Origin of the sequence: Brucella sp. 22210, from assembly GCF_052045675.1 — a bacterium.
In the GTDB taxonomy this organism is placed as follows: domain Bacteria; phylum Pseudomonadota; class Alphaproteobacteria; order Rhizobiales; family Rhizobiaceae; genus Brucella.
Map to the genome: position 1 here is coordinate 191,593 of NZ_JBQEPD010000007.1, position 26,119 is coordinate 217,711.

Sequence of the window (26,119 nt, forward strand, 5' to 3'; positions counted from 1 at the left end):
AATTGCCAGCAATCTTTTCAACTCCGGCATCTGCTCAGGCTCAGTTGTGAGGCTGGAAGCAGATGCCGGAATAAGATCGCCAATCCGGGTGAAGGGCCGGATAACCGGGTTTGCGTTTAGTTGCTGGCGGCTGCCGCCACCGCTTTTTTCTTCGGAAGACGTGGACCCGTATTCACGTCCACCACTTCCGGTTTGGAAACCTCGATGGCACCGCTCCAGCCGCCGCCAAGCGCCTTGTTGAGTGCGATGTAATCGGTCGTGATCAGAACCTGGCTGGCGATCAGCGAATCTTCCGCCGAATAGAGCGAACGCTGCGCTTCCAGAAGATCGAGGAAGCTCTGCGTACCCGACTGATAGAGCGAACGTCCAAGCGATGCCGCTTCGCGATAATGACCGGCTGAGGTTGCTAGCTTGGAAGACTTGATGCGCTCCTGCGCCAGCGACACGATCGCGTTTTCAACTTCTTCAAGCCCGGTCAGGATCGAAGAACGATAGGCGATGAAATACTGGTCGCGCTGTGCTTCCGCCAGCTCGACCGCTGCCTTGAGCTGACCGCCATTGAAGATCGGAACCGAGAGGCTTGGGCCAAACGACCAGCTGATCGAAGAGCTTTTGCCAAGATCGCCGATCTTCGTGGCTGATGTCGCAATATCGCCCGTGAGGCTGAGGCTCGGATAACGGGCGGCTTCCGCCTGACCGACCTTGGCTGTGTATTGTGCATATTGACGTTCGGCCAGCCGCACATCCGGGCGCGACAGCAGAATATCTGCCGGAATGCCGGTGGGCATTGGCAGCTTCGGCTTGGGGATCGCCTTGACCTTCTTCATCCGCTCGGCCAACGCCGCAGGCGCACGACCCGTCAGCACGGACAGGCGATGCACGGAAGCTGCGTAAGCGGCTTCAAGGTCTGGAATATTCGCTTCCGTCGACGCAGCCTGCCCCGATGCATTGGAAAGATCGACCGCCGAGGACGCGCCCGCCTCGAACTTGTTGCGCGTCAGTGTTGCCGTCTCGCGTTGCGAAGCGGCAGTCCGTCGGGCCAGAGCGATACGGGCCTGATAACCGCGAGCTTCAACATAGTTGGTCGTCACATCGCCGATCAACGTCACGAGCGTGTTGCGCAGGTCTTCCTCGGAGGCGTCCATACCGTATTTCGCGGCTTCCACCGACCGGCGGTTGGCGCCGAACAGATCGATTTCCCAGCTTGCATCCAGTCCGCCCTGGAACTGGTTGCTGGTGCTCGCAGCGCCATCCACCGAAGAGCCGGTCCGGCTGCGGGTCGCCGAAGCAGAACCGTCCAGCGATGGCAGCAATGTACCGACCGACTGGCGATAGGTCGCACGCGCTTCACGCACACGGGCCTTGGCGGTCGCAACGTCCAGATTGCCCGCAACGGCTTCCTCTACGAAAGCATTGAGCAATGGATCGTTGAGCCGCTTCCACCATTCGGCCAGCTCTGCCGGCTTGGCCGGCTTTTGCTGCTTCTTGTTGCCCCAGTTCGAAGGCATGTTGATCAAGGGCGACTGATAGTCTGGCCCAACCACACAACCACTGACGGTGGCGACGAGGCACAGGGTGCCCAGCACTTTCAGATAGCGGCGGACACGCTGATCCTGTCTGGTGCAGGGCTTATGGTCAAAAGTCGCTGCAACGCGGGTAAGATCATTTGTCGTCATGGTTTGATTCCGTCTGCGTCTGCGGCGACACCGGTTGAGTTTGACTGGATTTGCCCTTGAACACACGTCGAACGGTAACGAAGAGCAGCGGAACAAGGAAGACACCTACCACGGTTGCGGCGATCATCCCACCCATAACGCCGATACCAATTGCGTTCTGTGCACCGGAACCGGCACCGCTTGCAATGGCCAATGGCGTAACGCCCAGAATGAAGGCGAAGGATGTCATCAAGATCGGTCGCAGGCGCTGTCGCGAGGCTTCCAAAGTCGCCTCTACCAGCCCCATGCCTGCGGCCTGCCGCTCTATCGCAAATTCGACGATCAGAATGGCATTTTTGGCAGCAAGGCCGATGGTCGTAAGAAGACCGACCTTGAAATAAACGTCGTTGCTTTGGCCGAATAGCGTCGCCCCAAGCAGAGCGCCGAAGATGCCGATTGGCACCGACAGCATGACCGCAAACGGGATCGACCAGCTTTCATAGAGCGCCACGAGGCACAGGAAGACCACCAGAACCGAGATTGCATAGAGAGACGCGGCCTGATTACCGGACAGCTGCTCCTGATAGGAAAGCCCCGTCCATTCATGCGCAAAGCCGGAAGGCAACTGCTTCATCAGATTGTCGATTTCATCCATGGCAACGCCGGAGCTGACACCTTCAGCGGCAGCACCCTGAATTTCCACAGCGGACGACCCGTTATAGCGTTCCAGTCGGGGCGAACCGAATTTCCAGTAGCCGGTCGCGAAGGCCGAGAACGGCACCATGGTTCCAGCCGAATTGCGAACCTGCCATTTGGCCAGATCTTCCGGCTGCATGCGGAACGCGCTGTCACCCTGAATATAGACCGGCTTGATGCGTCCCCGGTCGATGAAATCGTTGACATAGGCGCTACCCCAGGCGGTGGAGAGCGTGCTGTTGATATCGGCCAGAGAAACGCCAAGCGCGCTCGCTTTTTCCTGATCGATATTGATGCCGAATTCCGGCGAGTCTTCCTGCCCGTTCGGGCGGGTGCCGGACAAAAGACTGCTCTTGCCGGCGAGCGCCAGCAACTGATTGCGCGCCTCGATCAGCTTGGCATGGCCCACGCCATTGACATCCTGCAGGAAGAAATCGAAGCCGCTCGAATTGCCCATACCCTGAATGGCAGGCGGCGCAAGTGCAAAAACCTTACCGTCGCGGATTGTCGAGAAATATTTCATGGCGCGTCCGGCAACAGCACTTGCCGAGAGATCGGCAGTCTTGCGCGTTTCGAAATCTTTCAGGCGCACAAAGGCCAGACCGACATTCTGTCCCTGCCCGCCATAACCGAAGCCGATGACGCTCATCACGCCTTCGACGGCATCTTTCTCCTGATTGAGATAGAAATCCGTCACCTGCTTCATGACGCGCTCGGTACGGTCCTGCGTTGCGCCCACGGGGAGCTGAACGCTGGTCATGAGCGTGCCCTGATCTTCTTCCGGCAGGAACGAGCTTGGGAGGCGGTTGAACAGCCAGCCCATAGCGATGACGATCAATACGAAAATCACCAGAAAGCGCGACGAACGAGAGAGAATTCCGCTGACGCCGCTGCGATAGGCGTTCGTCGTGCGGTCGAAACCGCGATTGAACCAGCCCGAAATTCCGCGCTGTTTCGCATGACCATGAACCGGCTTCAAAAGCGTGGCGCACAGCGCCGGTGTCAGGATGAGTGCGACCACCACGGACAGAATCATCGCCGATACGATGGTCACCGAAAACTGGCGATAGATAACGCCGACCGAGCCTCCGAAGAAGGCCATCGGGATAAACACGGCAGAGAGAACCGTCGCGATACCCACCAGTGCGCCGGTGATCTCGCCCATGGATTTGATCGTGGCTTCTCTTGGTGGAAGCCCCTCCTCCTCCATCACGCGCTCGACATTTTCCACAACGACAATCGCGTCATCCACCAGAAGGCCGATGGCCAGCACCATGGCAAACATGGTCAGTGTATTGACGGAATAGCCGAAGACCGCCAGCACCCCGAAAGTACCCAGCAGAACGACCGGAACGGCGAGTGTCGGGATGAGCGTTGCGCGGATATTTTGCAGGAATACCAGCATGACCACGAAGACGAGAACAATAGCTTCAATAAGCGTCTTGATCACTTCCTCGATGGACAGGCGCACGAATGGCGTCGTGTCATAAGGATAAACGACCTCCACACCGGCCGGGAGTGTTTCCTGAAGGTTGCCGATGGCGGTCTGTACGCCTTCGGCGGTGCTGATCGCATTGGCGCCGGTGGCAAGATAAATACCGATGGCGCCCGAAGGCAGACCGTTATAGCTGGATTGGCTCGTATAGCTTTCCGAGCCAAGCTCCACGCGGGCCACATCATTCAGCCGCACCAGCGAACCGTCGGTCGTGCTTTTCAAAATGATATTGCGGAACTGCTCCGGCGTCTGAAGACGGCTCTGGGCCGTCACCGTCGCATTGAGCTGCTGGCCTTTTTCAGCGGGCATCGCACCGAGCTGACCCGCAGAAACCTGCGTGTTCTGCGCTTCGATGGCCGTAGTAATATCGCTCGGCATGAGCGCGTATTTCGTAAGCTTGTCCGGGTCCAGCCAGATGCGCATGGCATAGCCAGCACCGAAAATGCGTGTATCGCCAACGCCTTCGACACGCTTCAGCGTATCGTTGAGCGTGCTGTCGATATAGTCAGCGAGATCGTTCGCCGTCAGCTTTTTGTCTGTCGAGACAAAGCCGATGACCATCAGAAAGCTTTCGGACGACTTGCTGACCGTGATCCCGGTGCTCTGCACGATTTCCGGCAGCTGCGACTGGACGAGCTGCAGCTTGTTCTGCACCTGCATCTGCGCCACATCAGGATCAGCGGCGCTGGTGAAGGTCAGCGTGATGGTTGCAGCCCCGGTCGAGGTCGAGTTGGCCGTCATGTAATCCAGATTATCGATACCGGTCATGCCTTGCTCGATCACCTTGGTGACCGAGTTTTCGACCGTTTCGGCATCCGCACCCGCATAGGTGGCGCTGATGCGCACTGTTGTCGGCGCAATCTGCGGATATTGCGAGATGGACAGCGAATTGAGGGCCAGCAAACCGCCAAGCATGATGACGATCGCGATAACCCAAGCGAAATTGGGTCGGTTGATGAAGAAATTCGACATGGTCTATTCCTTCACCGCCGCGCTGCTTGCCTGACCCTGAGCAAGCTGGGTGGCGGAATCTTCCGTCGCCTGAGCCTGCTTGCGCTCGCGCACTTCGCCCGTCGTATCGTCGACGGTTACATCCACTGGCTCGACATCCTGACCGGCGCGAACGAGCTGCGAGCCTTCGACAATAACCCGGTCGCCAGCGGCAACGCCGCTGATGACCAGCCAATTGTTGCCGACGCTCTGGCTGACTTCCAGAACACGTTCCTCAATCTTGTTTTCCGCATTGACGAACAGACCGGTCGGCTCGCCCTTGGCGTTGCGTGTCACACCGCGCTGCGGCACGAGGAAACTGTTGGGCGCGACGCCTTCTTCAACCAGTGCACGAACAAACATGCCCGGCAACAGCAGGCGATCCGGATTGGGGAATGTCGCGCGCAGCGTGAAGGTGCCCGTGGTTTCGCTCACGGCGGATTCGGCAAATTCCAGCTTGCCCGACAGCGGATAGATCGCGCCGGTTTCGAGCTTCAGGCGAACAGTGACATTTTCACCGCTGATCTTGATGCGGCCGTCCTGAATTGCCTGACGCAGATTGAGCAGATTGGTGCTCGATTGCGTCACATCGACATTGATCGGGTCAAGCGTGCGGATCGTGGTCAGCGCCGTATCCTGGCTGGCTGTCACCAGCGCGCCCGGCGTCAGGGTCGACCGGTCGATGCGCCCGCCGATGGGGGCTTTGATAGACGTATAATTGAGATTGATCTGCGCTGTATCGAGCGCCGCCTTGGCAGCCGCAACATCCGCATTGGCCTGCGCCAGCGACGCGATTGCATTGTCGAGGTCCTGCTTGCTGACTGCGTTCTGCTTGATCAGGCCCTGATAGCGCGTCACCATGGATTGCGCGCTCGGCACAGTGGCTTCCGCTTTCTGGAGAGCCGCCGCCGCACTGTCATAAGCAGCCTGATAGCTGGCGGGATCGATCTGATAGAGCGCGTCGCCCTCATTGACCTCGCCGCCTTCGGTGAACAGTCTTTTCTGAATGATACCGCCAACCTGCGGCCTGACTTCAGCCACCAGCGACGCCGTCGTGCGCCCTGGCATTTCCGCATTGATGGACACCGATTGCGGCTGCAAGGTCACAACACTGACCTGCGGCTTGGGCGCACCACCGGCGGCGGCATTCTGGGATTGCTCTTGAGAACAGGCCGACACTATCAGAAGCGAGGCGGCTGCGAGCGCCATTCCGAAAGACCGCACACCTGGGAGGGAGCTGCGGGGCTTGCCATGGGAGATCAGCGGCTGAACCATACTATAGACCTTGTTTACTGAGCGATTTGGTTGCGACCGGCAGTGTCACCGTTTGTGCAATGCCGTTCGGCGTCTTGTTGGCGATATCGATGCACCCTCCCATGCGTTCGATAATCTCCTTTGCGATAGCTAGTCCAAGTCCTGCACCGGGATGCATTTTGCGGCGTCCCGCATCCACCCGGAAAAACGGCTCGAAGATGCGTCCCATCATCTCCTCCGGAATGCCCGGTCCGTCATCTTCTATAAGAACGATTGCCTTGCCGTTCTTCTCAACACTCGACACAACCGCGTGATGACCATGGGTTGCAGCATTGATCATCAGGTTGCGCAGCGCCCGTGTCAGCGCAATCGGGTTTGCCTGCACCATAATGGGCTGTGTGACTTTTGCTGTCTGCAACTCTGCCGAATAGCCAATCGCCCGCAATTCCGTGACCAGTTCGGTCACGAGGCGGTCGAGTTGCAAAATCTCCGTCGCACCATTGCTGTCCACTTCCTCGCGCACGAGGCGGATCGCGCTATCGGCAATCGAATCGAGTTCTTGCAGATCGGCCAGCCACTTTGTGCGCTCCGTCTCGTCCGTAACGAATTCGGCACGAAGCCGCATACGCGTCATGGGAGTCCGCAAGTCGTGACCGGCGGCAGCGACCAGCCGCATACGGCTTTCCATCGCGGCTTTAAGCCTTGTCGAAAGCTGGTTGATAGCCTTCGCGGTGGCTCGCACCTCGCCCGATCCCGTCTCGGGTATCAGCGGCAGCACGCCATCCGGCCCGATACGCGTGACCGCGCCTTCCAGCAGGCGCAGCGGTTTGGTAATCTTGTCGGCGGCAAACAATGAAATGGCGGCACTGCCCAGAACGATCAGACAGATCCACAGCGCCAGCACCCGGGCCGCTCCATCCGGTGGGCCCATCTGCGGGATTTGCAGAATCAACCATTGCTCTTCACCAAGCTTGACAGAAACATTCTCTGTCCTCGGTGCATCCGCGCGACTGACAATCAGCGGCCAGTTTTTGCCATTCGCCGCCAATGCGCGTGAAATGAAACTTGTGCCTCTTTCATCGACGTCATTATCGACCGGCTGCTTTTGAAGCGTGAAACCGAGCTTCTCTGCTTCCTCCGGATTTTTATCAAACAACGAAACGAGCAGGATGATCTGGCGCGCCAGCGGATCAGATGTCAGTTCACGCGACGGCGGGCTGAGCACACGGTCTGCCGCAAAAGTCGCAAGCCCCACAACGGCGACAATGGCGCAGATCAACAACAGCGCGATTCGATTGCGCAACGTGTTCATCGCGTCACGACCGATGTCTTGACGGGCACGGTCAGCTGATAGCCGCCATTGCGAACAGTTTTAAAAATATCCCCGGCCTGACTATCATCCAGCTTGCGGCGCAACCGGCTCATGAGAACGTCAATCGAACGGTCCAGCGGGCCACGGCCACGGCCCTGCGTGAAATCGAGCAGCTGATCGCGCGACAGCAGGCGTCCCGGACGTTCCACAAACACTTTCAACAAGTCAAATTCAGCTGCCGTCAGTTCGATCTGTGCGCCATCCTGCTTCACAACCTTGCGCAATTGCGGGTCGAGCGAGAAATCACCGAAATGAAAAATCGTCACATCGTCGTTCGTCGTTGAGGCAACATGCTGGCTGCGGCGCAGCACAGCCTTGATGCGCGCCGTCAGCTCCCGCGGATTGAACGGCTTGCCGAGATAGTCATCAGCACCGATTTCCAGACCGATGATACGGTCGACATCCTCTTTCAATGCCGTCAGCAGGATGACCGGAATACTTGGCTCCCGATCCCGCAGCCGCCTGCAAATATCGAGGCCGGAACCGTCCGGCAGCATGACATCCAGCACGATCAGATTGGGGTTGGTTTCCGTGAAGCGCTTTTCGCATTCGCGCCGATCACCCGCCACAGAAACACGAAAACCCTGCTCGCTGATATAGCGAGACAGCAGTGATCGAATTTCCGGGTCGTCATCGACAATCAGTATATGCGGAGGAACACTCATTCAGACTCGTGTCGTTTAACATGCAGATATTGTTGCACGCTACTATAGCTGCTTCACGACGAGTATTTCTTATTTTTTTGTAACTGAATATTTCCAAGTGAAAGCGAGAAACATTCAGCAACAAATTTGCTGAGACCGCATGCACAGCAACACTTCGGATGTTGGCGATCAGGCCCTTTCGCTGATTACTCGCCGTAAAAGCGTGTTGGCCGTATTGATATCCCTGCTCTCAAACTCCCGGAATATTTTCTGATGTACACCATCAAGGAGCTTTTGCATGATGGAAACGACGCGGTGCCCCTCTTCGGTCAGCCTGATCCTGTTCGCTCGTCTGTTGTTCTCATCCACCTCGCGACGCGCAAGCTGAAGTGCTTCCAGTGAATCGATCATCCGCACCAGCGATGCCGCCGTCAGCCCCATTTCCGTTGCGATATCAATCTGCTTGGCGCCATCCCCCACATGCGCAATCCAGAACAGGCAAGCCGCGATCCCCGAATCAAGTCCGAGATCGAGTAACGCCTCGTTTGCGAGTGATCGCCATATTTTCGCGGAAACAAGTATATTTGCCATCAAATCCCGCAACAAAGTCAATTTTTCTGCGTCAATTGCCATCGATAATACTTCTTTTCCAATTACTCGCCCCTCAAGGCACGATTAAAAGCTCACATTCTGAAACGAATGGTTATACTATCAGTCAAATTCAAAAAATCGCAACTTTTTGAAAAGTAATGACAATTATATAATTAGCCTACCAATTATCATTTAGACATAATTATAAAATGAGCACCAATTTGATATAAATAAAAAGTATAAATAATAATATATTGTGGTAATTGGTATCATTGCTGCAACATTTAAATAACAATTGAATGAATTACTTTTTACGTTGTTGAGGCAGAACGGTCACGGATGTATAAATGGGCCTCATAAAATTCACGCTGAATCGAGGCAAATCTTATGAAAATGAAGACCGTTCTGATCTCTTCGGCTGCGACGATGATCTCCTTTTCATCCTATGCTGCCGACGCAATCATCGCGCCAGAGCCTGAAGGCGTTGAGTATATGCGTGTTTGCGACGCCTATGGCACGGGCTATTTCTACATCCCCGGCACAGAAACCTGCCTGCGTATCCACGGCTATCTGCGTTACGATATTAAGGGCGGCGACGATGTCTACTCTGGCATTGATCGCGAAGGCTGGGACAAAACTGCCCGTTTTGCGCTTCGCACCTCGACCGGTTCGGAAACCGAATTCGGCACCTTGAAGACTTTTACTGAAACCCGCTTCAACTATTAGGCAAACAGTTCCGGCATCAGCGATGTATATGGTGATGCGGATTCGGATGTTGTCCTGCGATATGCCTTTATCGAACTCGGCGGTCTGAGGGTCGGTATCGACGACTCGGAATTCCACACCTTCACCGGCTATCTCGGCGATATCATCAATGATGACGTGGTTTCACCCGGCGCTTATCGCACCGGCAAGATCTCGTACACATTTGGAGGCAGCAGCGGCTTTTCAGCGGTCATTGCCCTCGAACAGGGTGGCGACAATGACGGCGGCTATATCAACCCCGACGGTCACGACTACACCATTGACGGTTATGTGCCGCATGTCGTCGGCGGATTGAAATATGCGGGCGGCTGGGGGGCGATCGCAGGTGTCGTGGCCTATGACTCAGTCATTGAAGCGTGGGCGGCCAAAGTCCGCGGCGACGTCAATCTGACCGACCGTTTCTCGCTCTGGCTGCAGGGCGCATATTCTTCTGAAGACGATCCGGATCAGATGTATGGCCAGTGGGGCGGCGACTGGGCGGTATGGGGCGGCTTGAAATTCAAGGCGACCGACAAGGTGGCTTTCAATCTGCAAGGCGCGCATGATGATTGGGGCAAGACCGCTGCTGCGGCCAATATCGCCTATCAAATCGTCCCCGGTTTCACCATCACGCCGGAAGTCAACTACACCAAATTCGGTGGCGAGTGGAAGCGCTATGAAGCTGATGTGCGCGACAATCCCGTTAACGATGCCTGGGGCGGCACAGTTCGCTTTCAGCGGTCGTTTTAAAAGCAAAGCCCAATCCGGCATTGCCATTGTGATGATCTGACCTCCAGTCGAGATAACATCACAAAGGGGCAGCGACAGACATCATGTCTGTCGCTGCTTTCTATACTGCAAGCAAAGATCCGTTTGTTGCCTTATGCAGACAGTCTTCCATAGCTGGCCAGAACCTCGCGCAGCTTGTCGTGGTCGATAGCCTGAATGAGCAGACGGTCATAGGAAGTCCCGCCCATATCCTCAGCTGCAATCATCGCATTGACCACCGCTTCCTCCACGCTGTCGACCGCAGCGAGATAGAAAGGATCAAGCGGTTCGTCATTGACCACTTCCATCTGGAGGAAGGGCTCGGAGCGGTGTTGCATCGGACGCTGATTGGCCGTCGAGAAGGCCAGGAAAATATCGCCTGAGTTGTTGCCGCCCGGCGTGCCGTTGCGACCGATACCGATAGCGGCGCGGCGCGCCAGCCGCTGCAGCTGATGTGGCATCAAGGGCAAATCGGTTGCCAGCACCACGATGATGGAACCGCGCTCCTGCAACTGGCTTTGCGGGGTGCCGTCGCGCATATGCTTGCCGACCGGAACACCGGCAATGGTCAACCAGTCGCGCTGGCCATGATTGGCCTGCACCAGCGCACCAATTGTGAAGCTGCGACCACCGAACTCCACAACGCGGGATGCCGTACCCGTGCCGCCTTTGAAGCCATAGGTGACCATAGCCGTACCGCCACCGCAATTGCCTTCCTGCACCGGGCCGGAAGCAGCGCTGTCGAGCGCCTTGCGCACATCGGTTTCCGTGACGGGAAAGCCGTTGATGTCGTTCAGCGCACCATCATAGGTTTCGGCAATAACCGGCATGATCCAGAGGAAATCGTCAGTCTGGTAGGTCGAGGCATAGCGGTCCACCATCCAGCGTGTGGTGGCATGATGAGCCATGCCGATACCGTGCGTATTGGTGATGACGACGGGGCCAAGGAAATAACCGCCATCCGCGATCCAGTGCGTGCCCGTCATTTCACCATTGCCATTGAAGCGATGAATACCGGCATAGACCGGAACCGGTGTCTCCGACTGCATATGCGGCACAATTGCGGTCACGCCACTGCGCGCCGGACGCTTGCGACCCGGACGTGGCTCGTTCTCGATGATCGTCTGGAAGCCGACCCCGATACCATCGACATCGGTGATCGCATTATTGGGGCCAGTGCGCCCGGTAAAAGGAATGCCGAGGTCACGGCCACGCGGTTTGCGGATAGGTGTCTGTGAAGTCATGTTATTTCTTCCGAGAGCGAAGATAGAGACCGAGCGAAGCCACGACGAAAGAGAAGGTCAGCATCATGACGGCGATCGCATTGATTTCCGGTTTGATGCCGCGTCGCAGCATGGCGAAGATGAACATCGGCAGGGTCGTAACATCAACGCCTGCGATGAAATAGGTGATGACAAGGTCATCCATGGAAATGATGAAGGCAAGCAGTGCCCCACCAAGAATGCCAGGCATGAGCTGGGGCATGACGACCTTGCGGAACGTCGTCCATTCATTGGCGCCGAGATCTGCCGATGCATGTTCCAGCGTGCGGTCCATACCGGCCAGCCGGGCCGAAACCACGATGAATACATAGGAGATCAGAAACGTGCATTGCCCGATGATGATCGTCGTTAGTCCCAGATGAATACCCGCATTGACGAAGAAGATCAAAAGCGCAATGCCCAGTACGATATCCGGCATCAGCATCGGCATGAAAAGCGTCACCTGATAGAAGCGCTTTCCCAGAAAATTGTAGCGATGCATGGCCAGCGCCAGTGCAGTTCCGAGAACGGTCGAGATGAGCGTCGTCGAAATCGCGATTTTCAGGCTGTTGAACACGGCGGCCACAAGCTGGTCGGTCGATTCGATATAGAGCGCACTTTCGGAAACGCCTGTCTTGAAGCCCAGCACCTGCGCATACCAGTCGGTGGTAAAGCCGCTCCACACCATCATGTTCACCGGATTGGCGTTGAACGAATAGACGATGATGAGCGCAAGCGGGATATAGATGAAGGCGAAGAACAAGGCGACGTAGAGCAGCAATCCGCCGTTGAAGAGAGTACGGGCGACTTTCATGAATATCTCCCCTTACTGCGACAGCGCTTCGGCGGCATTACGCCGGTTGGTCAAAAGCACATAGAACAAGAGCAGCACCAGCATGACGGCCATCACCATCATGGCGAGCGCCGACCCGAACGGCCAGTTGCGCGCCGAGAGAAACTGCCCTTCGATGAGATTGCCGAGCATCATCACCTTGGCACCGCCGAGCACGGCAGGCACAACGAAATTTCCAAGCGACGGAATGAAGACAATCACCGAACCGGCGGCAATGCCGGGTGCGGTCAGCGGCAGGACAATCCGGAAGAATGTCCGCACCGGACCTGCCCCCAGATCCAGCGACGCCTGTACCAGACGCCAGTCCAGCTTTTCAATGCTGGCATAGACCGGCATGAACATGAATGGCAGGAACACATAGACCATGCCCAGTACGATGGCCCCGTCGGTATAGATCATGTCCAGCGGACGCGAAATGATGCCGAGCGACATCAGCGTTTCATTGATGAGGCCTGTCGGGCGCAGGATCATCACCCAAACGAACAGCCGCACAATCAGGCTGGCGAAGAACGGCAGGGTAATGAGAAAAATGCAGAAATTCTTCCACCGGTCGGGAAGCCTGCTGATGTAGAACGCGGCGGGATAAGCGACCAGCAAGGCGGCGATGACCGTCACGATGGCGATCCGGACTGAGCGAAAGAAAATCGATAGGTAGATGGGGTCGTATTCCTCGAATGCCGGGTCGGCAAAACCCAGAATGCGCCCGAAATTATGCGGATAGAACTCCCATTCGACACCGCCATAAAGACCGGGCGCGAGAAAGCTCGTCACCACCATAATTCCGAGCGGAATGGCAAAGAAGACGATCAGGAACAGTGTCGCCGGTCCAAGCAGAACCGTCAGTTGCATGCGCCGCAGGGCAGCGAGATTCATCACGCACCCTCCCCTTCACACAGAAGGTGGACCGTAGCCGGATCGTAATACCAGCGCGCGGCCTGCCCCGGCTGCAGATCATTGACCGTGTTCCGGTCCACCGCCGGAATCTGCGCCATCAGCTTGCGCCCGGACGCGAGACGCCCAAGTAGTTCGAAAGACGAGCCGACAAAGACAATCTGATCGAGCGTGACATCAAGCGCGCCATGTCTTTCATGGCGCGCGACAAGCGAGAAATTTTCAGGGCGCAGAAGTGCGGTAACCTTGCCTTTGGCTTTGCCGTCACCGTCGTGATGCAACACCGTCCCATCCCCCAGCACGAAGCCGTTGGCGTCGGCTTGCCCTTCCAGCAAATTGCTGGCGCCAACGAAATTGGCGACGAAGGCATTGACCGGGCGATCATACACAACACGCGGCGCGTCCAGCTGCTGGATGCGCCCATTGGAGAGCACCGCCACGCGATCCGACATGGTCAGCGCTTCCTGCTGGTCGTGGGTGACGAAGATGAAGGTAATGCCCAATTCGTGCTGCAAGGTTTTCAGCTCGAACTGCATCGCCTCGCGCAGGTTTTTGTCGAGTGCGGATAGCGGCTCATCCAGCAGCAGAACTTTTGGCCGCGCCACAATGGCCCGGGCCAATGCGACACGCTGCTGCTGACCACCGGAGAGCTGACGCGGCAAGCGCGCTTCCATACCAGCCAATCCCACCATCTGCAAAACAGCCCTGACGCGCTCCGTGCGCTCGGCCTTGCCGACACCCGCAACTTCGAGAGCATATCCGGTGTTCTGCCCGACGCTCATATGCGGAAACAGCGCATAGTTCTGAAAGACCGTATTGACCGGTCGGCGATAAGGCGGTCGATCCGTCATGTCGACGCCGTCGATCTCGATCCGCCCGCTATCCAGTGCGGCAAACCCGCTGATTGCCTGGAGCAAGGTTGTCTTGCCGCAGCCCGACGGGCCCAGCAATGTGATGAACTCATTCCGACCGATATCCAGATCGATACCGTCCAGTGCCTTGACCTCGCCGCCCTCCGGACTGGCAAAGGTCTTGGCGGCGGACACCAGCCGCACAATCGCATCGCGCATTTTTCGTTCCCCGAAATGTTATTGAATTAACTCTTGCGTGATTTGGTTATGTTGATACCATATTCCGGTACAAGTCAACGCCTCGAAGACCCATCCTTTCCGTCACCAGCGATAAGCGGGAAAGGTTGCGGCCTTTGAGAAAAATGTGACAAACGACAAGGGGAACTACAATGACGACCTTCAAGGGTGCCGTTCAGCGCCTCGGGCTGATTGCGCTTACGGTTATGGGCATGTCTACCGGCAAAAGCTTCGCAGACGAGTTGAACATCTATAACTGGGGCGAGTATATCAATCCCGCCGTTCTTCAGAAATTCGAGGAAGAGACCAAGATCAAGGTCAATCTTTCCACCTATTCCTCCAATGAGGAAATGCTGGCCAAGATTCAGGGCGGCGCCAGCGGCTATGACATCGTGTTTCCGTCCGTGCATATGCAGGACATCATGGCCAAGCTCGATCTGCTGGCCAAGACCGACATCAACACCTATGAGGGCTTCAAGAATATCGATCCGAAGTTCCTTCGCGCCAAAAGCGACCCGAAGGGCGAATATTGCCTGCCCTATGCCTTCGGAACGGTTGGCATTCTCTATAACCGGCGTGTGCTCGGCAAGGATATAACCGGCTGGAAAGACCTGCTGGCGACGGTCAAGGAAAAGAAGCTCAAGATCACCCTTCTCGACGATATGCGCGAAGTGCTGAGTGTTGGCCTCATCCTCAACGGCAATTCCGTGAATTCGACCGACCCGGCGCAACTTCAGAAAGCCGCCGATACGGTGATCGAGATGAAGCCTTATGTGGCCGCTTTCACCTATGATTCCCGACCGATGGTCGGCGCAGGCGATGTTGCCGCCGCGCATTTCTTCGTCGGCAGCATGATCGACGTCTTCGGCAACCCGAAAGACCTCGGCTATGTCATTCCGGAAGAAGGCGCGACCATGTATCAGGAAGATATGTGCGTTCTCAAAACGTCTCCGAACAAGGACAATGCCATCAAGTTCATGCAGTTCTACACGCGGCCTGAAATTGCTGCGCTCAATGTTGCCCAACAGACCAACGGTACGCCCAATGTGCCGGCCCGCCAGCTGACGCCAGACAACATCAAGAGCAGCACGGAAATCAACCCGACCGACGAAACGATGAAGCGGCTTCAGATCTTCGAAGATCTTGGCTCCGGCGTTCGCCAGCTCGACCGGGTCTGGACAAAGGTAAAAACGGCACAATAAGCTGTTGCGTCACCTCCAGTCGCCGCTATAGCGACTGGAGCACATCCCGAAAATCTTGATACGATTTTTGGATAAGATGTGCTCAAAACAAATAGATAGAGCGGTTGGATGATTCAGTTCCAAGGGGAACCGCTGTGGTGCTTACGGGAGGGGTAAGATTTGGCTAAAGACATTCTCGTACGCCTGCAAAGCGCCGAGCTGCGTAAATCCAAGGCCGACAAGCTGATCGCCAGCTATATCGAGCGCAACATCGCCGATCTTCCATTTGAGACGGCAAAGTCCATCGCCGAACGGCTGGGCATTTCTCAAATGACCGTGGGGCGTTACCTGCGACGGCTGGGCTTCGACGGACTGGAAGAACTGAAAACGGCGCTCAGGCGCGGTCGTTCCAATCCGGCATGGCAGGTGAAGGGACCGGTCGCCCGGCTTCAGCAGGATTTCCGCGAAGGAAAACTGCTCGCCGGTCTGGTACAGGAGCAGATCGAGAATCTCGGCACCGTCTACGAGCTTACCACCAGCCCGGAATGGCAGCAGACCATCGACGCGCTGATCGACGCGCGCGAAGTCTATGTTGCCGCCTATCAGAATGTGCGCGGCATTGCGCAATATTTTGCATCGCAACTTTCCTATTCGCGCCCCGGCGTCTCCTTCGTGGATGGACTGAACGGCACCTATGCGGAACTGCTGGACGGCTCCGTCGAAAACCGCGTGCTGTTTCTGCACGATGTGCGCCGCTTTGCCTCCAAGGCGCGCCCTCTGGCGATCGAAGCGCGCCGTGTCGGCGTGAAGGTGATCCTGCTGACCGACGAGTTCTGTTCCTGGGCAAATGAAGTCGCCGACATCGCGCTCATCGTCCCCGGCTCTCACGGTCCGCTCTGGGATGGCGCGGCGACGATGACGGCCATCATGGACCTCATGCTGTCGCATATCATCATTCTGCTCGGCAGCGCTGTCGATGAACGCGTGCAACAACTGACCCGCTTGCAGGATATTTTCGGCGACTTCGAGAGTTAGGCGTTCACCTGCTCCACGAATTCATGCACGGATATGGTGCTGTTCCCGGTCCCGGCTGCCTGAATCGCCAGCACGGTCGCGAGTGTCATCATGCCATCGCGTGCGGACACCAAAGGCTCCGCCTCGCGACGGATGACCGACAGAAAATGGTCGAGCTGATTGACATAGGCGCGCGACCGATCCAGCGAAACATGCTGGCACAGAAGCGGGTCCTGCCAGTTTCCATCCGGATTTTCGTGCCGCCACAAATCCATACCGGGTGCCGTTAAACAGCCTTTTGTGCCGCCGAAATAGTAGGCATTCTCCGGCTGATGCGGGAAGTAAAGCGCCTGTCCCGCAGCCGTGCCCCAGTTGAAAGACGAGACCACCGTATCGCTCATCAGGAAACTGCCGAGTGCACCGTTTTCAAACCGGAGCCCAATGCTGGCCGTGTCTTCGACTTCGAACGCACGGACAGCATTGGAAGTGAAAGCCTGTACGGAATGGATATCACCGCAAATATATCGCAGGCAATCAATGTCATGGATCAGATTGATTAGCAGTGGTCCACCACCTGCCCGGCGACGCCATTCGGCATTGAAATAGTGCCCCGGCTTGTCGGTGAGCCACATGCCATGCACGGCAACCAGCCGACCGATCATTCCCTCGGCAATCAATTGCCTGCTTTTCTGAATGTCGGGGCTGTGCCGACGTTGATGTCCGACCAGTACCGGCACACCTGAACTTTCGCTGGCCCGGACCAGCGCAACTGCGGTTTCAAGCCGGTCGGAAATCGGCTTTTCGACGAGACTGACGATGCCGCGCTCAACGCAGGCCAACGCTGCCGAAACATGCAATGCATTCGGCGAGGCGATGATGACCCCATCGGGTTTGACCTCATCCAGCATCGTTTCAAAATCGAGAAAGTGGCGAACACCGATGGCGGAAGCATAGAACACGCTTTCATCCGACACATCCGAGATCGCAACCAGTTCCGCATCTAGGTTTGCCGATATCAACGTGACATGTTCACGGCCAATCAAGCCTGCGCCAATCAGCGCGATGCGAAGTGGCGCCATCAGCACACACTCTCTCGGCCAAGCAGACGTGTGATCTTCAAACCGCGCGATTTATCAAATGATCTGTCCGTCATTGTTCCTCCCCAGGATATTTCGTCAGCTCTCACGATCAGGGACGATCCACAGATCATCCGAGAAAGTCTCAAACCCTACCGCAAGTCAGGATATCACATTGTAACAGGAACGCGAGACATGTATGATAAAGTCTCGAATATCTGAGATATCTCCTAATGCGTTACGAATCTTCCAATGAGTCCATCGCTGAAAGCTGCTATCGCCGCATTCGGACCGATATTATCTTCGGGCGTCTGGCGCCTGCACAACGGTTACGGCTGGAAAGCCTGAAGGATTCCTACGACACCAGCGTCAGCACACTGCGTGAAATTCTCAACCGTCTGTCGTCGGAGGGCTTCGTCGTCGCCGAGGGTCAGCGCGGCTTTGAAGTCGCCCCCATGTCGGATGCCGATCTCAAGGAAATCGCCGCACTGCGCCTCCTGCTGGAAACCCACGCGCTTGAGCAGTCCTTCGCCTTCGGCGGCATGGATTGGGAGGCGCAACTGGTCTCGTCGCACTACAAGCTGGCACGGATGGAGCAGATCATGGCGTCAGGTGATGCCAGCCGGGCGGAAGAGTGGAAGCGCTATGACTGGGAGTTTCATCAGGCGCTGATTTCAGCCTGTGGTTCCCGGCTGCTGATGGAAACCCATGCCACCGTCTTCGATAAATATCTGCGCTATCAGATGGTTGCGCTGTCCTATCGCGGCGACGTCGCGGAAAAGGAACACAAGCAGTTGCTCGATGCGGCACTGGCGCGCAATGCGACCGAAGCAAAAGCCATTCTTATCAAACATATAGATGGCGGCGTCCAACATGCGCTGACCGGGGGCACGCTGCCCTGATCGGCGCCCCTTCCCGCTACCACTATTGAACGTGACCGCCACGCAAAAGGAAACACCATGCTGCGGGAAGACAGTGCATCCACCGAAACCGTCAGCGATGTGGTTTTCCGGCAGATCCGCAAGGACATCATTTCCGGAACATTGCCGCCACGAGCCAAGATCAAGCTGGAACAGGCGAAAGAGCGCTATTCGATCAGCGTTTCGTCGCTGCGCGAAATCCTCAACCGGCTGACGACGGAAAATCTCGTCGTGGCCGAGGGGCAGCGCGGCTTCGAAGTGAGCCCCGCCTCCCGCAAGGAACTGGAGGAACTGGCCGATCTGCGCGGAGTTCTCGAAACCCATGCCATCGCGCTTTCCTTTGCAGCTGGTGACCTTGAATGGGAAGGCCGTATCGTTGCGGCCCACCACAAGCTCGCGGCGGCCGAAAGGGTTCTGCTCGCGGGCGATGCATCGCGCACCATCGAATGGGTTCGTTACGACTGGGAATTTCATCAAGCCATCGTGTCGGCATGCGATTCGGAAACGCTGCTGACGGCGCTATCCTCGGTGTTCGACCGCTTTCTCCGCTATCACATGCTGGCACAGACATTTCGCGGACGCCCTGTCGTGGATGACCACAAATTGCTGTTTGAACTGGCCGTTGCGCGGGACGTCGAAGGTGCTCAAGCCGTGATCCGCCGCCATATCCAGAGCGGCGTGGAGCATATTCTCAAAAGCGGACGTATTACCTGATCCACCATCCAGCCGATCACACCGGCTGTGGTGACGGGCGGGAAAATCTGTTTTATGTAAAATTCAAAATCTCATATGATTTTGATAAACTCGGTTGATTTGCCAAGCATCATCTGCCAAACATATAATCATACGGCCATCTGATCCACGGGAGAGGATCGATAGAGCGCCAGTTTTGGGAGGAGGAACGAATGTTTAAGTCTATGCTGACACGTCGTCACATGATGCTGGGCGCGGCAGCGCTGGTGGCAGCCGTTGGGCTCGCCAAGCCCGCAGCCGCCATTACGCCAGAGGAAATCAAGGCGCGCGGCAAGCTCATCGTCGGTATTCAGGGCGACAATCCACCATGGGGTTTTGTGACGAGCGCAGGCCAGCAGGATGGTCTCGACGCCGATATCGCCAATCTGTTCGGCAAGGAACTCGGCGTGCCGGTAGAATTCGTACCGCTTGAAGTGAACAACCGCATTCCCGCGCTGACAACGGGACGGGTTGACGTGCTGTTCGCGACCATGGCCATGCTGCCGGAGCGCGCCAAGGCTGTGCAGTTCAGCAAGCCTTATGTGGCGAATGCCATCGTACTGATTGGCCCGAAATCCATGTCGATCAAAACCAATGACGACATGGCCAATCTCACCATTGGCGTTGCCAAAGGCGCTGCACAGGACACGCAGGTTACCAAGAACGCGCCATCCAGCGCCACCATCCGTCGTTATGACGGCGATGCACCGAGCGTACAGGCACTGGCGTCCGGTCAGGTGCAGGCGCTTGGCGGCAACATCTTCTATATGGATCGCGTCGAAAAGGCCCGTCCGGGTGAGTTCGAAAACAAGCTGGAATTCCAGAAGCTCTATAACGGCGCTTGCACGCGTCTGGGCGAAAAGGAACTCAACGCTTCGATCAACACCTTCATCGACAAGATCAAGGACAATGGCGAGCTGAAGAAAATCTACGACAAGTGGATGAAAGTGCCTGTTCCGGAATTCCCGGAAAAGCTTGAAGGCGTTTCCTTCACGGCGAACTGATAATTCAGCGATCCTGATTGCAGACGCTGGCTAACAGCATTTTCGGCAAAAGCGCGAAGTCGCTTTGCGTTCAAGTGCATAAAAACGAGAATTGGGGAGGCTCCGGGGGGCGCTTTTCCGATTAACAAACGCCAGCGTCTGCAACCGTTTCCTCATGTCGTAAAACGGCCCACCCGCCGTTTCGGGAAGCACCATGTCCAGAACCATCTTTATTTTGAACGGCCCCAATCTCAATCTGCTCGGCGAGCGCGAGCCGACCGTCTATGGCACCACGACGCTTGCCGATATTCGCGACCGCGCGACACAAGTGGCCGAGACGCTTGGTTTTGCGGTGGACTTTCGCCAGACCAATTTTGAGGGCGAACTGGTGGAAAGCGTGCATCAGGCGCGCAAGCAAGCTTGCGGTATCATCGTCAATCCGGCGGGCTATACATTCACTTCAGTCGCCTTGCTTGACGCCTTGAAGATGTTCGACGGCCCGAAGATCGAGCTGCATATTTCGAACGTCCATGCCCGCGAGAGCATCTACCACAATTCTCTCATTTCACGCGTCGCAACCGGCATCCTGATCGGGTTCGGCGCAAATGGTTATGAGTTGGCCGTGCAAGCCATGGCAAAGATGGTCGACAAAGACTGACCGACAGACATCTGGCCGCATCGGTCAATTGGAGCAAAGAGAACAACGGCGACCAAAAGACGACCCGTCGCCCAAGGCTCAGGGCCTGTTGTTCAAGAGCAAACAGACAGAGCGAACGATGAATTATACTCTGGATTTCACGCCGGTCATCGATGGCCTCCCCAACCTGCTGCTTGCCTGTTTGGGAACCTTTACCATGGCCATATTCGGCATGTTGCTGGCAATCGTCATCGGTATTGGCGGTGTTCTGCTGCGCGGCTCCCGCTTCTGGTTTCTGCGCTGGCTGGTCATCGGCTTTGTCGAACTCATCCGCAACACGCCATTTCTCGTCCAGATCTTCTTCATCTATTTCGCTTTACCGCTTGCCGGTGTCCGGCTCGACCCGACGCCAACCGCCATCATCGCGCTGGGCATCAATGGCGGGGCCTATGCCATCGAGATCATTCGCGGCGGCGTTCAATCCATTCCAAAGGGCCAGATCGAGGCTGGCATCGCGCTTGGCCTTCATAAGGCGCAGGTCTTCCGGCTGATCGTGCTGAAACCGGCCTTGCGGGCGATTTTTCCGTCGCTGACAAGCCAGTTCATCCTGTTGACGCTGACAACCAGCATTGCCTCGGCAATCTCGGCCTATGAACTGACTTCCGTTGCCCAGCGCATCGAATCCGACAGCTTCCGCAGCTTCGAGGTCTATTTTACCGTCACGGCGTTCTATCTGGTGATTTCCTGGGTCATGATGCGCCTCTTCTCCTTCATCTCGGCGCGCTATTTCGCCTATCCGGTCAAGTAGGAGTTTCCCCATGGGTCACGATGAATTTGTCTTCCTGCTGATCGGATTGAAGTGGACGGTAGCGCTCTCGGCTGTTGGCTTTGTCTGCGGCTGCACGGCAGGTCTCGGCATTGCCTTGCTGCGCACTTCGGGCATTCCAGCACTGGAACGGATGACGGCAACCTATATCGCGGTCTTTCAGGGAACCCCGCTTTTGATGCAGCTCTTTGTGGTCTATTACGGCCTTGCGCTCATCGGGCTGAAACTCGATGCATGGCTTGCCGTTGCTATCGGCCTGACACTGCATGCCAGCGCCTATCTGGGCGAAATCTGGCGCGGGTCCATTGAAGCGGTGCCCAAGGGCCAGACAGAAGCTGCAAAAGCGCTCAGCCTTCGCTATTTCTGGCGCATGAAGGATGTGATCCTGCCGCAGGCGATCCGCATTTCGCTGCCTGCCACCATCGGCTTTCTGGTGCAGCTGATTAAGGGAACCTCGCTTGCCTCCATCGTCGGCTTTACCGAGCTGACGCGGGCCGGAAACATTATCTCCAACCAGATTTTCGAACCGCTCACCGTCTTCGGCATCGTTGGCGCGCTCTATTTCCTCATGTGCTGCCCGCTGACAATCTTCGGCGCTCATCTTGAACGCAAATTTGCAGCGTCAAGCCGCTGACCACTACGACACTACCCGGAGTGACCCGATGATCCACCAGCCCTCTGCTGAGACTTCCGATGCGATGATCCGCTTGCAGAATGTCGAAAAATGGTACGGCAATTTTCAAGCCTTGCACGACATCAATCTGACGGTGCGCAAGGGAGAAAAGATCGTGCTCTGTGGACCGTCCGGCAGCGGAAAATCGACGCTCATTCGCTGCATCAACCATCTGGAAACCTACCAGAAGGGCGAAATTCATGTCGGCGGCATTCTGCTCGGCCATGCGGGCGAATCCATCGATGCGGTGCGTCGTGAGGTTGGCATGGTGTTCCAGCAGTTCAATCTCTTCCCGCATCTCACCGTGCTGCAAAACTGCATGCTCGCGCCGATGCGCTCGCTTAAGGCCAGCAAGGCAGATGCGGAAAAGAGCGCCAAGGCGCTTTTGAACCGCGTGAAAATTCTGGAGCAGGCCGACAAATTCCCGTCGCAGCTTTCAGGCGGTCAGCAGCAGCGCGTCGCCATTGCCCGCGCGCTGTGCATGAAGCCGAAGGTCATGCTCTTCGACGAACCGACATCCGCGCTCGACCCGGAGATGGTCAAGGAAGTGCTCGACACCATGGTCAGCCTTGCGGATGAAGGCATGACGATGATCTGCGTTACCCATGAAATGGGCTTTGCACGGCAGGTGGCCGACCTCGTGATCTTCATGGCCGAAGGCGCGATTATCGAACAGGCTTCTCCGGACGAATTCTTCGCCAATCCGAAGCAGGAACGCACGCGCAAATTTCTGGGCGAACTATTGCATCACTAACAGTATCAAAGCGCTGTTCCGCCTGTGCCTGCACCGGGCATGGCGCGAGATAGCGAAGCGCCGGAAACATCACGCAATATCTGGATGAGCATTTGCCGCGACCCGGAACTGACCGTATCCGTCCGCATTGTCAGGCCCACAGGGCCGACCGTTTCGCTGGTATCGATCGGCAGCATGACCAGTTTGCCTTCGGTCACATCGCGCGCCACGACACCTTCGGAAATAATCCAGATCGCATCGCTGTCGCGAACAAAAGCGCGCCCAAAGGCATCCGATACGGTTTCAACCTGAATGGGCAACGCGCCGATGCCGTTGGCGATCAGCAGCCGTTCCACAAACGGGCGGATGATCGAATTTTGCGTCGGCATCAGCACCGGATAATCCGCCAGATGATCGAAGACCGGTCGTCCGTCCGTGAGCGGATGCCCTGCCCGGACCAGAAACCGCACCTGCTCGGAATAGAGATGCTCGAAGGAAAAGCCCGTCATCTTTTCCGGCGCGGCCAGACGCCCGACAACAAGGTCGAGATCGCCAACGCGCAATTGCTCCAGCAGAACCGCGTTCTCGCCCGTGACGATCTTCACACGACTGCCCGCCTTCTCCGCCAGAAACAGGCTCATGGCTTTTGGCATGATGCGTGTGGAAACGGTCGGCAGAGCGCCGATACGGATCGGCGGGCCGGAACCGTCCAGCTCATGCGAGACTGAATCGAGCCCCTGCCGCAAGGCCGTCAACGCCGTTCCCGCATGGCGCAGAAACACCTCCCCGAAACGCGTCAGGCGAATTCCGCGACCGTCACGCTCCAGAACCGGAACGCCCAGCACATCCTCCAGCTCACGGATTGTTTTGGTGACGGCGGGCTGGCTGATATTCAAAATCTCCGACGCCTTGACCACGCTCTTCTGACGCGCCACTTCAACGAAGGTGTGCAGATGGCGAAACTTGATCCTGTTCCCGATCACGTGATTAGATAACCTATAAGTTATGATTTCGACTGATAATATCATTTTACTTAACCAATTGGAAAGCGCAACACTGCTGATCAAGAGGAGAAAGCCGTGCAATTCGCCAACGTAAACGACGTCGTGCTTCACTATGATTTGCAGTGGAGCGGGGATGAAAAGCCTGTTCTGGTTTTCATCAATTCGCTGGGAACCGACATGCGCATCTGGGATGATGTTCGGGCAAAGCTCGGCAACGATATCCCGACGCTGGTTTACGACAAGCGCGGACACGGCCTTTCCGATATCGGCGACACTCCCTACTCCATCGCGCTTCTGGCGCAGGATCTGATCGCGCTTCTCGAAAAGCTGTCGATCCGCCGCGTGGTGTTGTGCGGCCTTTCGGTCGGCGGTCTGATTGCGCAGGGTGTCTATGCCGCCCGCCCTGATCTCGTCGCGGGCATGATCCTGTCCAACACCGCACACAAGATTGGCACTGCGGACATGTGGAACGCCCGCATCGACGCTATTTTGCAGAACGGTCTGGCAAGCATTCTGGACGGCACCATGCCGCGCTGGTTCACCGACGATTTCCGCAAGCCGGACAATGATGCCTTCCGCGCCTATTGCAACATGTTCGTGCGCCAGCCGCTTGATGGCTATGCAGCCACCTGCGCAGCCCTGCGTGATGCCGATTTCACGGATGCGGCGAAGGCGATTTCCGTGCCTGTGCTATGTGTCGTCGGCGATCAGGATGGCGCAACGCCGCCTGCACTCGTCAAGGAACTGGCAAGCCTCGTGCCCGGCGCGACTTTCGCTGAAATCGCGCATAGCGGCCATATACCCTGCGTGGAACAACCGGACGCCTATGTCTCGCTGTTGCGCGATTTTCTTTCAACCCGCCTTTCAAATTAAGCTTCCAGGGAGAATAACCATGGGTGACACTGCCGAGCGCTCCGAGCGTTACAAGCTTGGAATGAGCGTCCGTCGCTCGGTTCTTGGCGATGCGCATGTGGACCGGGCATCGAATGGTGCCACGGGTCTTGATGCACCGTTCCAGGAGCTTATCACCGAGACGGCATGGGGAACGGTCTGGTCGCGTCCGCAGTGGACCAAGCGCGAGCGTTCCATGGTAACGATCGCGCTTCTGGCCGCACTTGGCCAGGACGATGAAGTTGCAATGCATATCCGCGCCACGAAGAATACCGGCGCGACCAAGGAAGACATCTGCGAAGCTCTGCTGCATGTTGCGATTTATGCGGGCGTGCCCGCATCGAACCACGCGTTCAAGATCGCCAAACAGACCTACGCACAGATGGAAGCGGAGGAAGCCGAGAAATGAAAAACACACCGCCGGAAACGAGCCCCTTTTTCGCTCGCGATCTGACCATGCATCCACCGGCCTATACGCCGTGGTACAAGACATCCGTTCTGCGTTCGCCCACCCGCGCGCTGCTGTCGCTGGAAGGCACCAAGAGCGAGATTACCGGCCCGGTTTTCGGGCATGGCATGCTGAACGAACTCGATAACGACCTGATCCGCAATTATGCGCGCCCCGGCGAAATGCCGGTCGGCCCGCGCATTCTGGTGCATGGTCGCGTGCTGGACGAAAGCAATCGCCCGATTCCGGGTGCGCTGCTAGAATTCTGGCAGGCCAATGCCGGCGGTCGCTACCGCCACAAGAAAGAAACCTATCTCGCCGCCATCGATCCGAATTTCGGCGGCGTTGGCCGCACCATCACCGATGAGAACGGCTATTACTGGTTCAAGACGATCCAGCCAGGCGCTTATCCGTGGCCGAACGGCGTCAATGACTGGCGCCCGGCCCATATCCACTTCTCGATCTTCGGACATGGTTTCGCGCAGCGTCTGATCACCCAGATGTATTTCGAAGGCGATCCGCTGATCTGGCGCTGCCCGATCGTGAAAACGGTGCCTGACAGAAGCGCGGTCGAGCGCCTCATCGCGCCGCTCGACATGAATGCGACCCTGCCGATGGATATGCTGGCCTACAAGTTTGACATTGTGTTGCGCGGACGCCGCTCGACCTTCTTTGAAAACCGTCCGGAGGGCAACTGA

26 protein-coding genes are annotated in these 26,119 nt (G+C 56.9%); 12 read left to right on the forward strand and 14 right to left on the reverse strand.

The window, feature by feature from the left end; all coding sequences use genetic code 11:
- Positions 1–116: 116 nt before the first annotated feature.
- From ACTJKP_RS11850 to ACTJKP_RS11905, 12 genes are all read right to left on the reverse strand, one after another.
- Positions 117–1,676, reverse strand: a complete 1,560-nt coding sequence (locus ACTJKP_RS11850; RefSeq protein ID WP_440630799.1) for an efflux transporter outer membrane subunit — start codon at positions 1,674–1,676, stop codon at positions 117–119.
- Positions 1,663–4,818: an efflux RND transporter permease subunit gene (locus ACTJKP_RS11855; protein ID WP_440630800.1), complete on the reverse strand. Its 3,156-nt coding sequence runs from the start codon at positions 4,816–4,818 to the stop codon at positions 1,663–1,665. Before ACTJKP_RS11855 ends, ACTJKP_RS11850 begins: the two co-directional genes overlap by 14 nt.
- Positions 4,819–4,821: 3 nt before the next feature.
- Positions 4,822–6,045 carry an efflux RND transporter periplasmic adaptor subunit gene (locus ACTJKP_RS11860; RefSeq protein WP_440630801.1) on the reverse strand — a complete coding sequence of 408 codons (1,224 nt, stop codon included), beginning with the start codon at positions 6,043–6,045 and terminating at the stop codon, positions 4,822–4,824.
- 67 nt (positions 6,046–6,112) lie between these two features.
- Positions 6,113–7,402 (reverse strand): ATP-binding protein, encoded by a 1,290-nt coding sequence (locus ACTJKP_RS11865; RefSeq protein WP_078336753.1) that lies wholly within the window; start codon positions 7,400–7,402, stop codon positions 6,113–6,115.
- Entirely contained in the window at positions 7,399–8,127 is a 729-nt protein-coding gene (locus ACTJKP_RS11870; protein ID WP_440630802.1) for a response regulator, read from the reverse strand. Before ACTJKP_RS11870 ends, ACTJKP_RS11865 begins: the two co-directional genes overlap by 4 nt.
- A gap of 168 nt (positions 8,128–8,295) precedes the next feature.
- Positions 8,296–8,739: a MarR family winged helix-turn-helix transcriptional regulator gene (locus ACTJKP_RS11875; RefSeq protein WP_440630803.1), complete on the reverse strand. Its 444-nt coding sequence runs from the start codon at positions 8,737–8,739 to the stop codon at positions 8,296–8,298.
- 396 nt (positions 8,740–9,135) lie between these two features.
- A complete protein-coding gene (locus ACTJKP_RS11880) occupies positions 9,136–9,540 on the reverse strand; it encodes a hypothetical protein (RefSeq protein WP_440630804.1) in 405 nt (134 codons plus the stop codon).
- A gap of 264 nt (positions 9,541–9,804) precedes the next feature.
- On the reverse strand, positions 9,805–10,218 hold the full coding sequence (locus tag ACTJKP_RS11885) for a hypothetical protein (protein ID WP_440630805.1): 414 nt from the start codon (positions 10,216–10,218) through the stop codon (positions 9,805–9,807).
- A 104-nt stretch (positions 10,219–10,322) separates the two neighbouring features.
- Positions 10,323–11,453 carry a DmpA family aminopeptidase gene (locus tag ACTJKP_RS11890; protein WP_078336749.1) on the reverse strand — a complete coding sequence of 377 codons (1,131 nt, stop codon included), beginning with the start codon at positions 11,451–11,453 and terminating at the stop codon, positions 10,323–10,325.
- A gap of 1 nt (position 11,454) precedes the next feature.
- A complete protein-coding gene (locus tag ACTJKP_RS11895; protein WP_440630806.1) occupies positions 11,455–12,285 on the reverse strand; it encodes an ABC transporter permease in 831 nt (276 codons plus the stop codon).
- Between the two features lie 12 nt (positions 12,286–12,297).
- Positions 12,298–13,197, reverse strand: a complete 900-nt coding sequence (locus ACTJKP_RS11900; protein ID WP_440630807.1) for an ABC transporter permease — start codon at positions 13,195–13,197, stop codon at positions 12,298–12,300.
- Complete coding sequence (locus ACTJKP_RS11905) at positions 13,197–14,285, reverse strand: ABC transporter ATP-binding protein (protein ID WP_440630808.1); 1,089 nt, start codon at positions 14,283–14,285, stop codon at positions 13,197–13,199. Before ACTJKP_RS11905 ends, ACTJKP_RS11900 begins: the two co-directional genes overlap by 1 nt.
- 170 nt (positions 14,286–14,455) lie before the next feature.
- On the opposite strand from ACTJKP_RS11905, the gene ACTJKP_RS11910 reads away from it, so the two are divergent.
- Positions 14,456–15,505: a polyamine ABC transporter substrate-binding protein gene (locus ACTJKP_RS11910; protein WP_078336745.1), complete on the forward strand. Its 1,050-nt coding sequence runs from the start codon at positions 14,456–14,458 to the stop codon at positions 15,503–15,505.
- A 159-nt stretch (positions 15,506–15,664) separates the two neighbouring features.
- Complete coding sequence (locus ACTJKP_RS11915; protein WP_078336744.1) at positions 15,665–16,519, forward strand: MurR/RpiR family transcriptional regulator; 855 nt, start codon at positions 15,665–15,667, stop codon at positions 16,517–16,519.
- Here the strand turns inward: ACTJKP_RS11915 and ACTJKP_RS11920 are convergent.
- Positions 16,516–17,577 (reverse strand): Gfo/Idh/MocA family protein, encoded by a 1,062-nt coding sequence (locus ACTJKP_RS11920; protein WP_440630809.1) that lies wholly within the window; start codon positions 17,575–17,577, stop codon positions 16,516–16,518. The two genes, ACTJKP_RS11915 and ACTJKP_RS11920, sit on opposite strands and share 4 nt — an antisense overlap.
- 230 nt (positions 17,578–17,807) lie before the next feature.
- Here ACTJKP_RS11920 and ACTJKP_RS11925 point away from each other — a divergent pair, with 230 nt between their 5' ends.
- From ACTJKP_RS11925 to ACTJKP_RS11955, 7 genes are all read left to right on the forward strand, one after another.
- Positions 17,808–18,476 (forward strand): GntR family transcriptional regulator, encoded by a 669-nt coding sequence (locus ACTJKP_RS11925; RefSeq protein WP_440630810.1) that lies wholly within the window; start codon positions 17,808–17,810, stop codon positions 18,474–18,476.
- 57 nt (positions 18,477–18,533) lie between these two features.
- Complete coding sequence (locus ACTJKP_RS11930; RefSeq protein WP_440630811.1) at positions 18,534–19,208, forward strand: GntR family transcriptional regulator; 675 nt, start codon at positions 18,534–18,536, stop codon at positions 19,206–19,208.
- A 191-nt stretch (positions 19,209–19,399) separates the two neighbouring features.
- A complete protein-coding gene (locus ACTJKP_RS11935) occupies positions 19,400–20,230 on the forward strand; it encodes a transporter substrate-binding domain-containing protein (protein WP_078336740.1) in 831 nt (276 codons plus the stop codon).
- Between the two features lie 193 nt (positions 20,231–20,423).
- On the forward strand, positions 20,424–20,867 hold the full coding sequence (gene aroQ, locus ACTJKP_RS11940) for a type II 3-dehydroquinate dehydratase (protein WP_404572448.1): 444 nt from the start codon (positions 20,424–20,426) through the stop codon (positions 20,865–20,867).
- Between the two features lie 118 nt (positions 20,868–20,985).
- On the forward strand, positions 20,986–21,654 hold the full coding sequence (locus tag ACTJKP_RS11945) for an amino acid ABC transporter permease (protein ID WP_078336738.1): 669 nt from the start codon (positions 20,986–20,988) through the stop codon (positions 21,652–21,654).
- Positions 21,655–21,664: 10 nt separating this feature from the next.
- Positions 21,665–22,306, forward strand: a complete 642-nt coding sequence (locus ACTJKP_RS11950; protein WP_151592029.1) for an amino acid ABC transporter permease — start codon at positions 21,665–21,667, stop codon at positions 22,304–22,306.
- Between the two features lie 64 nt (positions 22,307–22,370).
- A complete protein-coding gene (locus ACTJKP_RS11955) occupies positions 22,371–23,099 on the forward strand; it encodes an amino acid ABC transporter ATP-binding protein (RefSeq protein WP_440630834.1) in 729 nt (242 codons plus the stop codon).
- 5 nt (positions 23,100–23,104) lie between these two features.
- Here the strand turns inward: ACTJKP_RS11955 and pcaQ are convergent, their stop codons facing one another.
- Positions 23,105–24,061, reverse strand: a complete 957-nt coding sequence (gene pcaQ, locus ACTJKP_RS11960; RefSeq protein ID WP_440630812.1) for a pca operon transcription factor PcaQ — start codon at positions 24,059–24,061, stop codon at positions 23,105–23,107.
- A gap of 96 nt (positions 24,062–24,157) precedes the next feature.
- Here pcaQ and pcaD point away from each other — a divergent pair, with 96 nt between their 5' ends.
- The 3 genes from pcaD to pcaH are packed head-to-tail and all read left to right on the forward strand — an operon-like array spanning position 24,158 to position 26,119.
- On the forward strand, positions 24,158–24,955 hold the full coding sequence (gene pcaD, locus ACTJKP_RS11965; RefSeq protein WP_440630813.1) for a 3-oxoadipate enol-lactonase: 798 nt from the start codon (positions 24,158–24,160) through the stop codon (positions 24,953–24,955).
- Positions 24,956–24,974: 19 nt separating this feature from the next.
- Positions 24,975–25,382: a 4-carboxymuconolactone decarboxylase gene (gene pcaC, locus ACTJKP_RS11970; RefSeq protein ID WP_113533406.1), complete on the forward strand. Its 408-nt coding sequence runs from the start codon at positions 24,975–24,977 to the stop codon at positions 25,380–25,382.
- Entirely contained in the window at positions 25,379–26,119 is a 741-nt protein-coding gene (gene pcaH / locus ACTJKP_RS11975) for a protocatechuate 3,4-dioxygenase subunit beta (protein WP_113533405.1), read from the forward strand. Before pcaC ends, pcaH begins: the two co-directional genes overlap by 4 nt.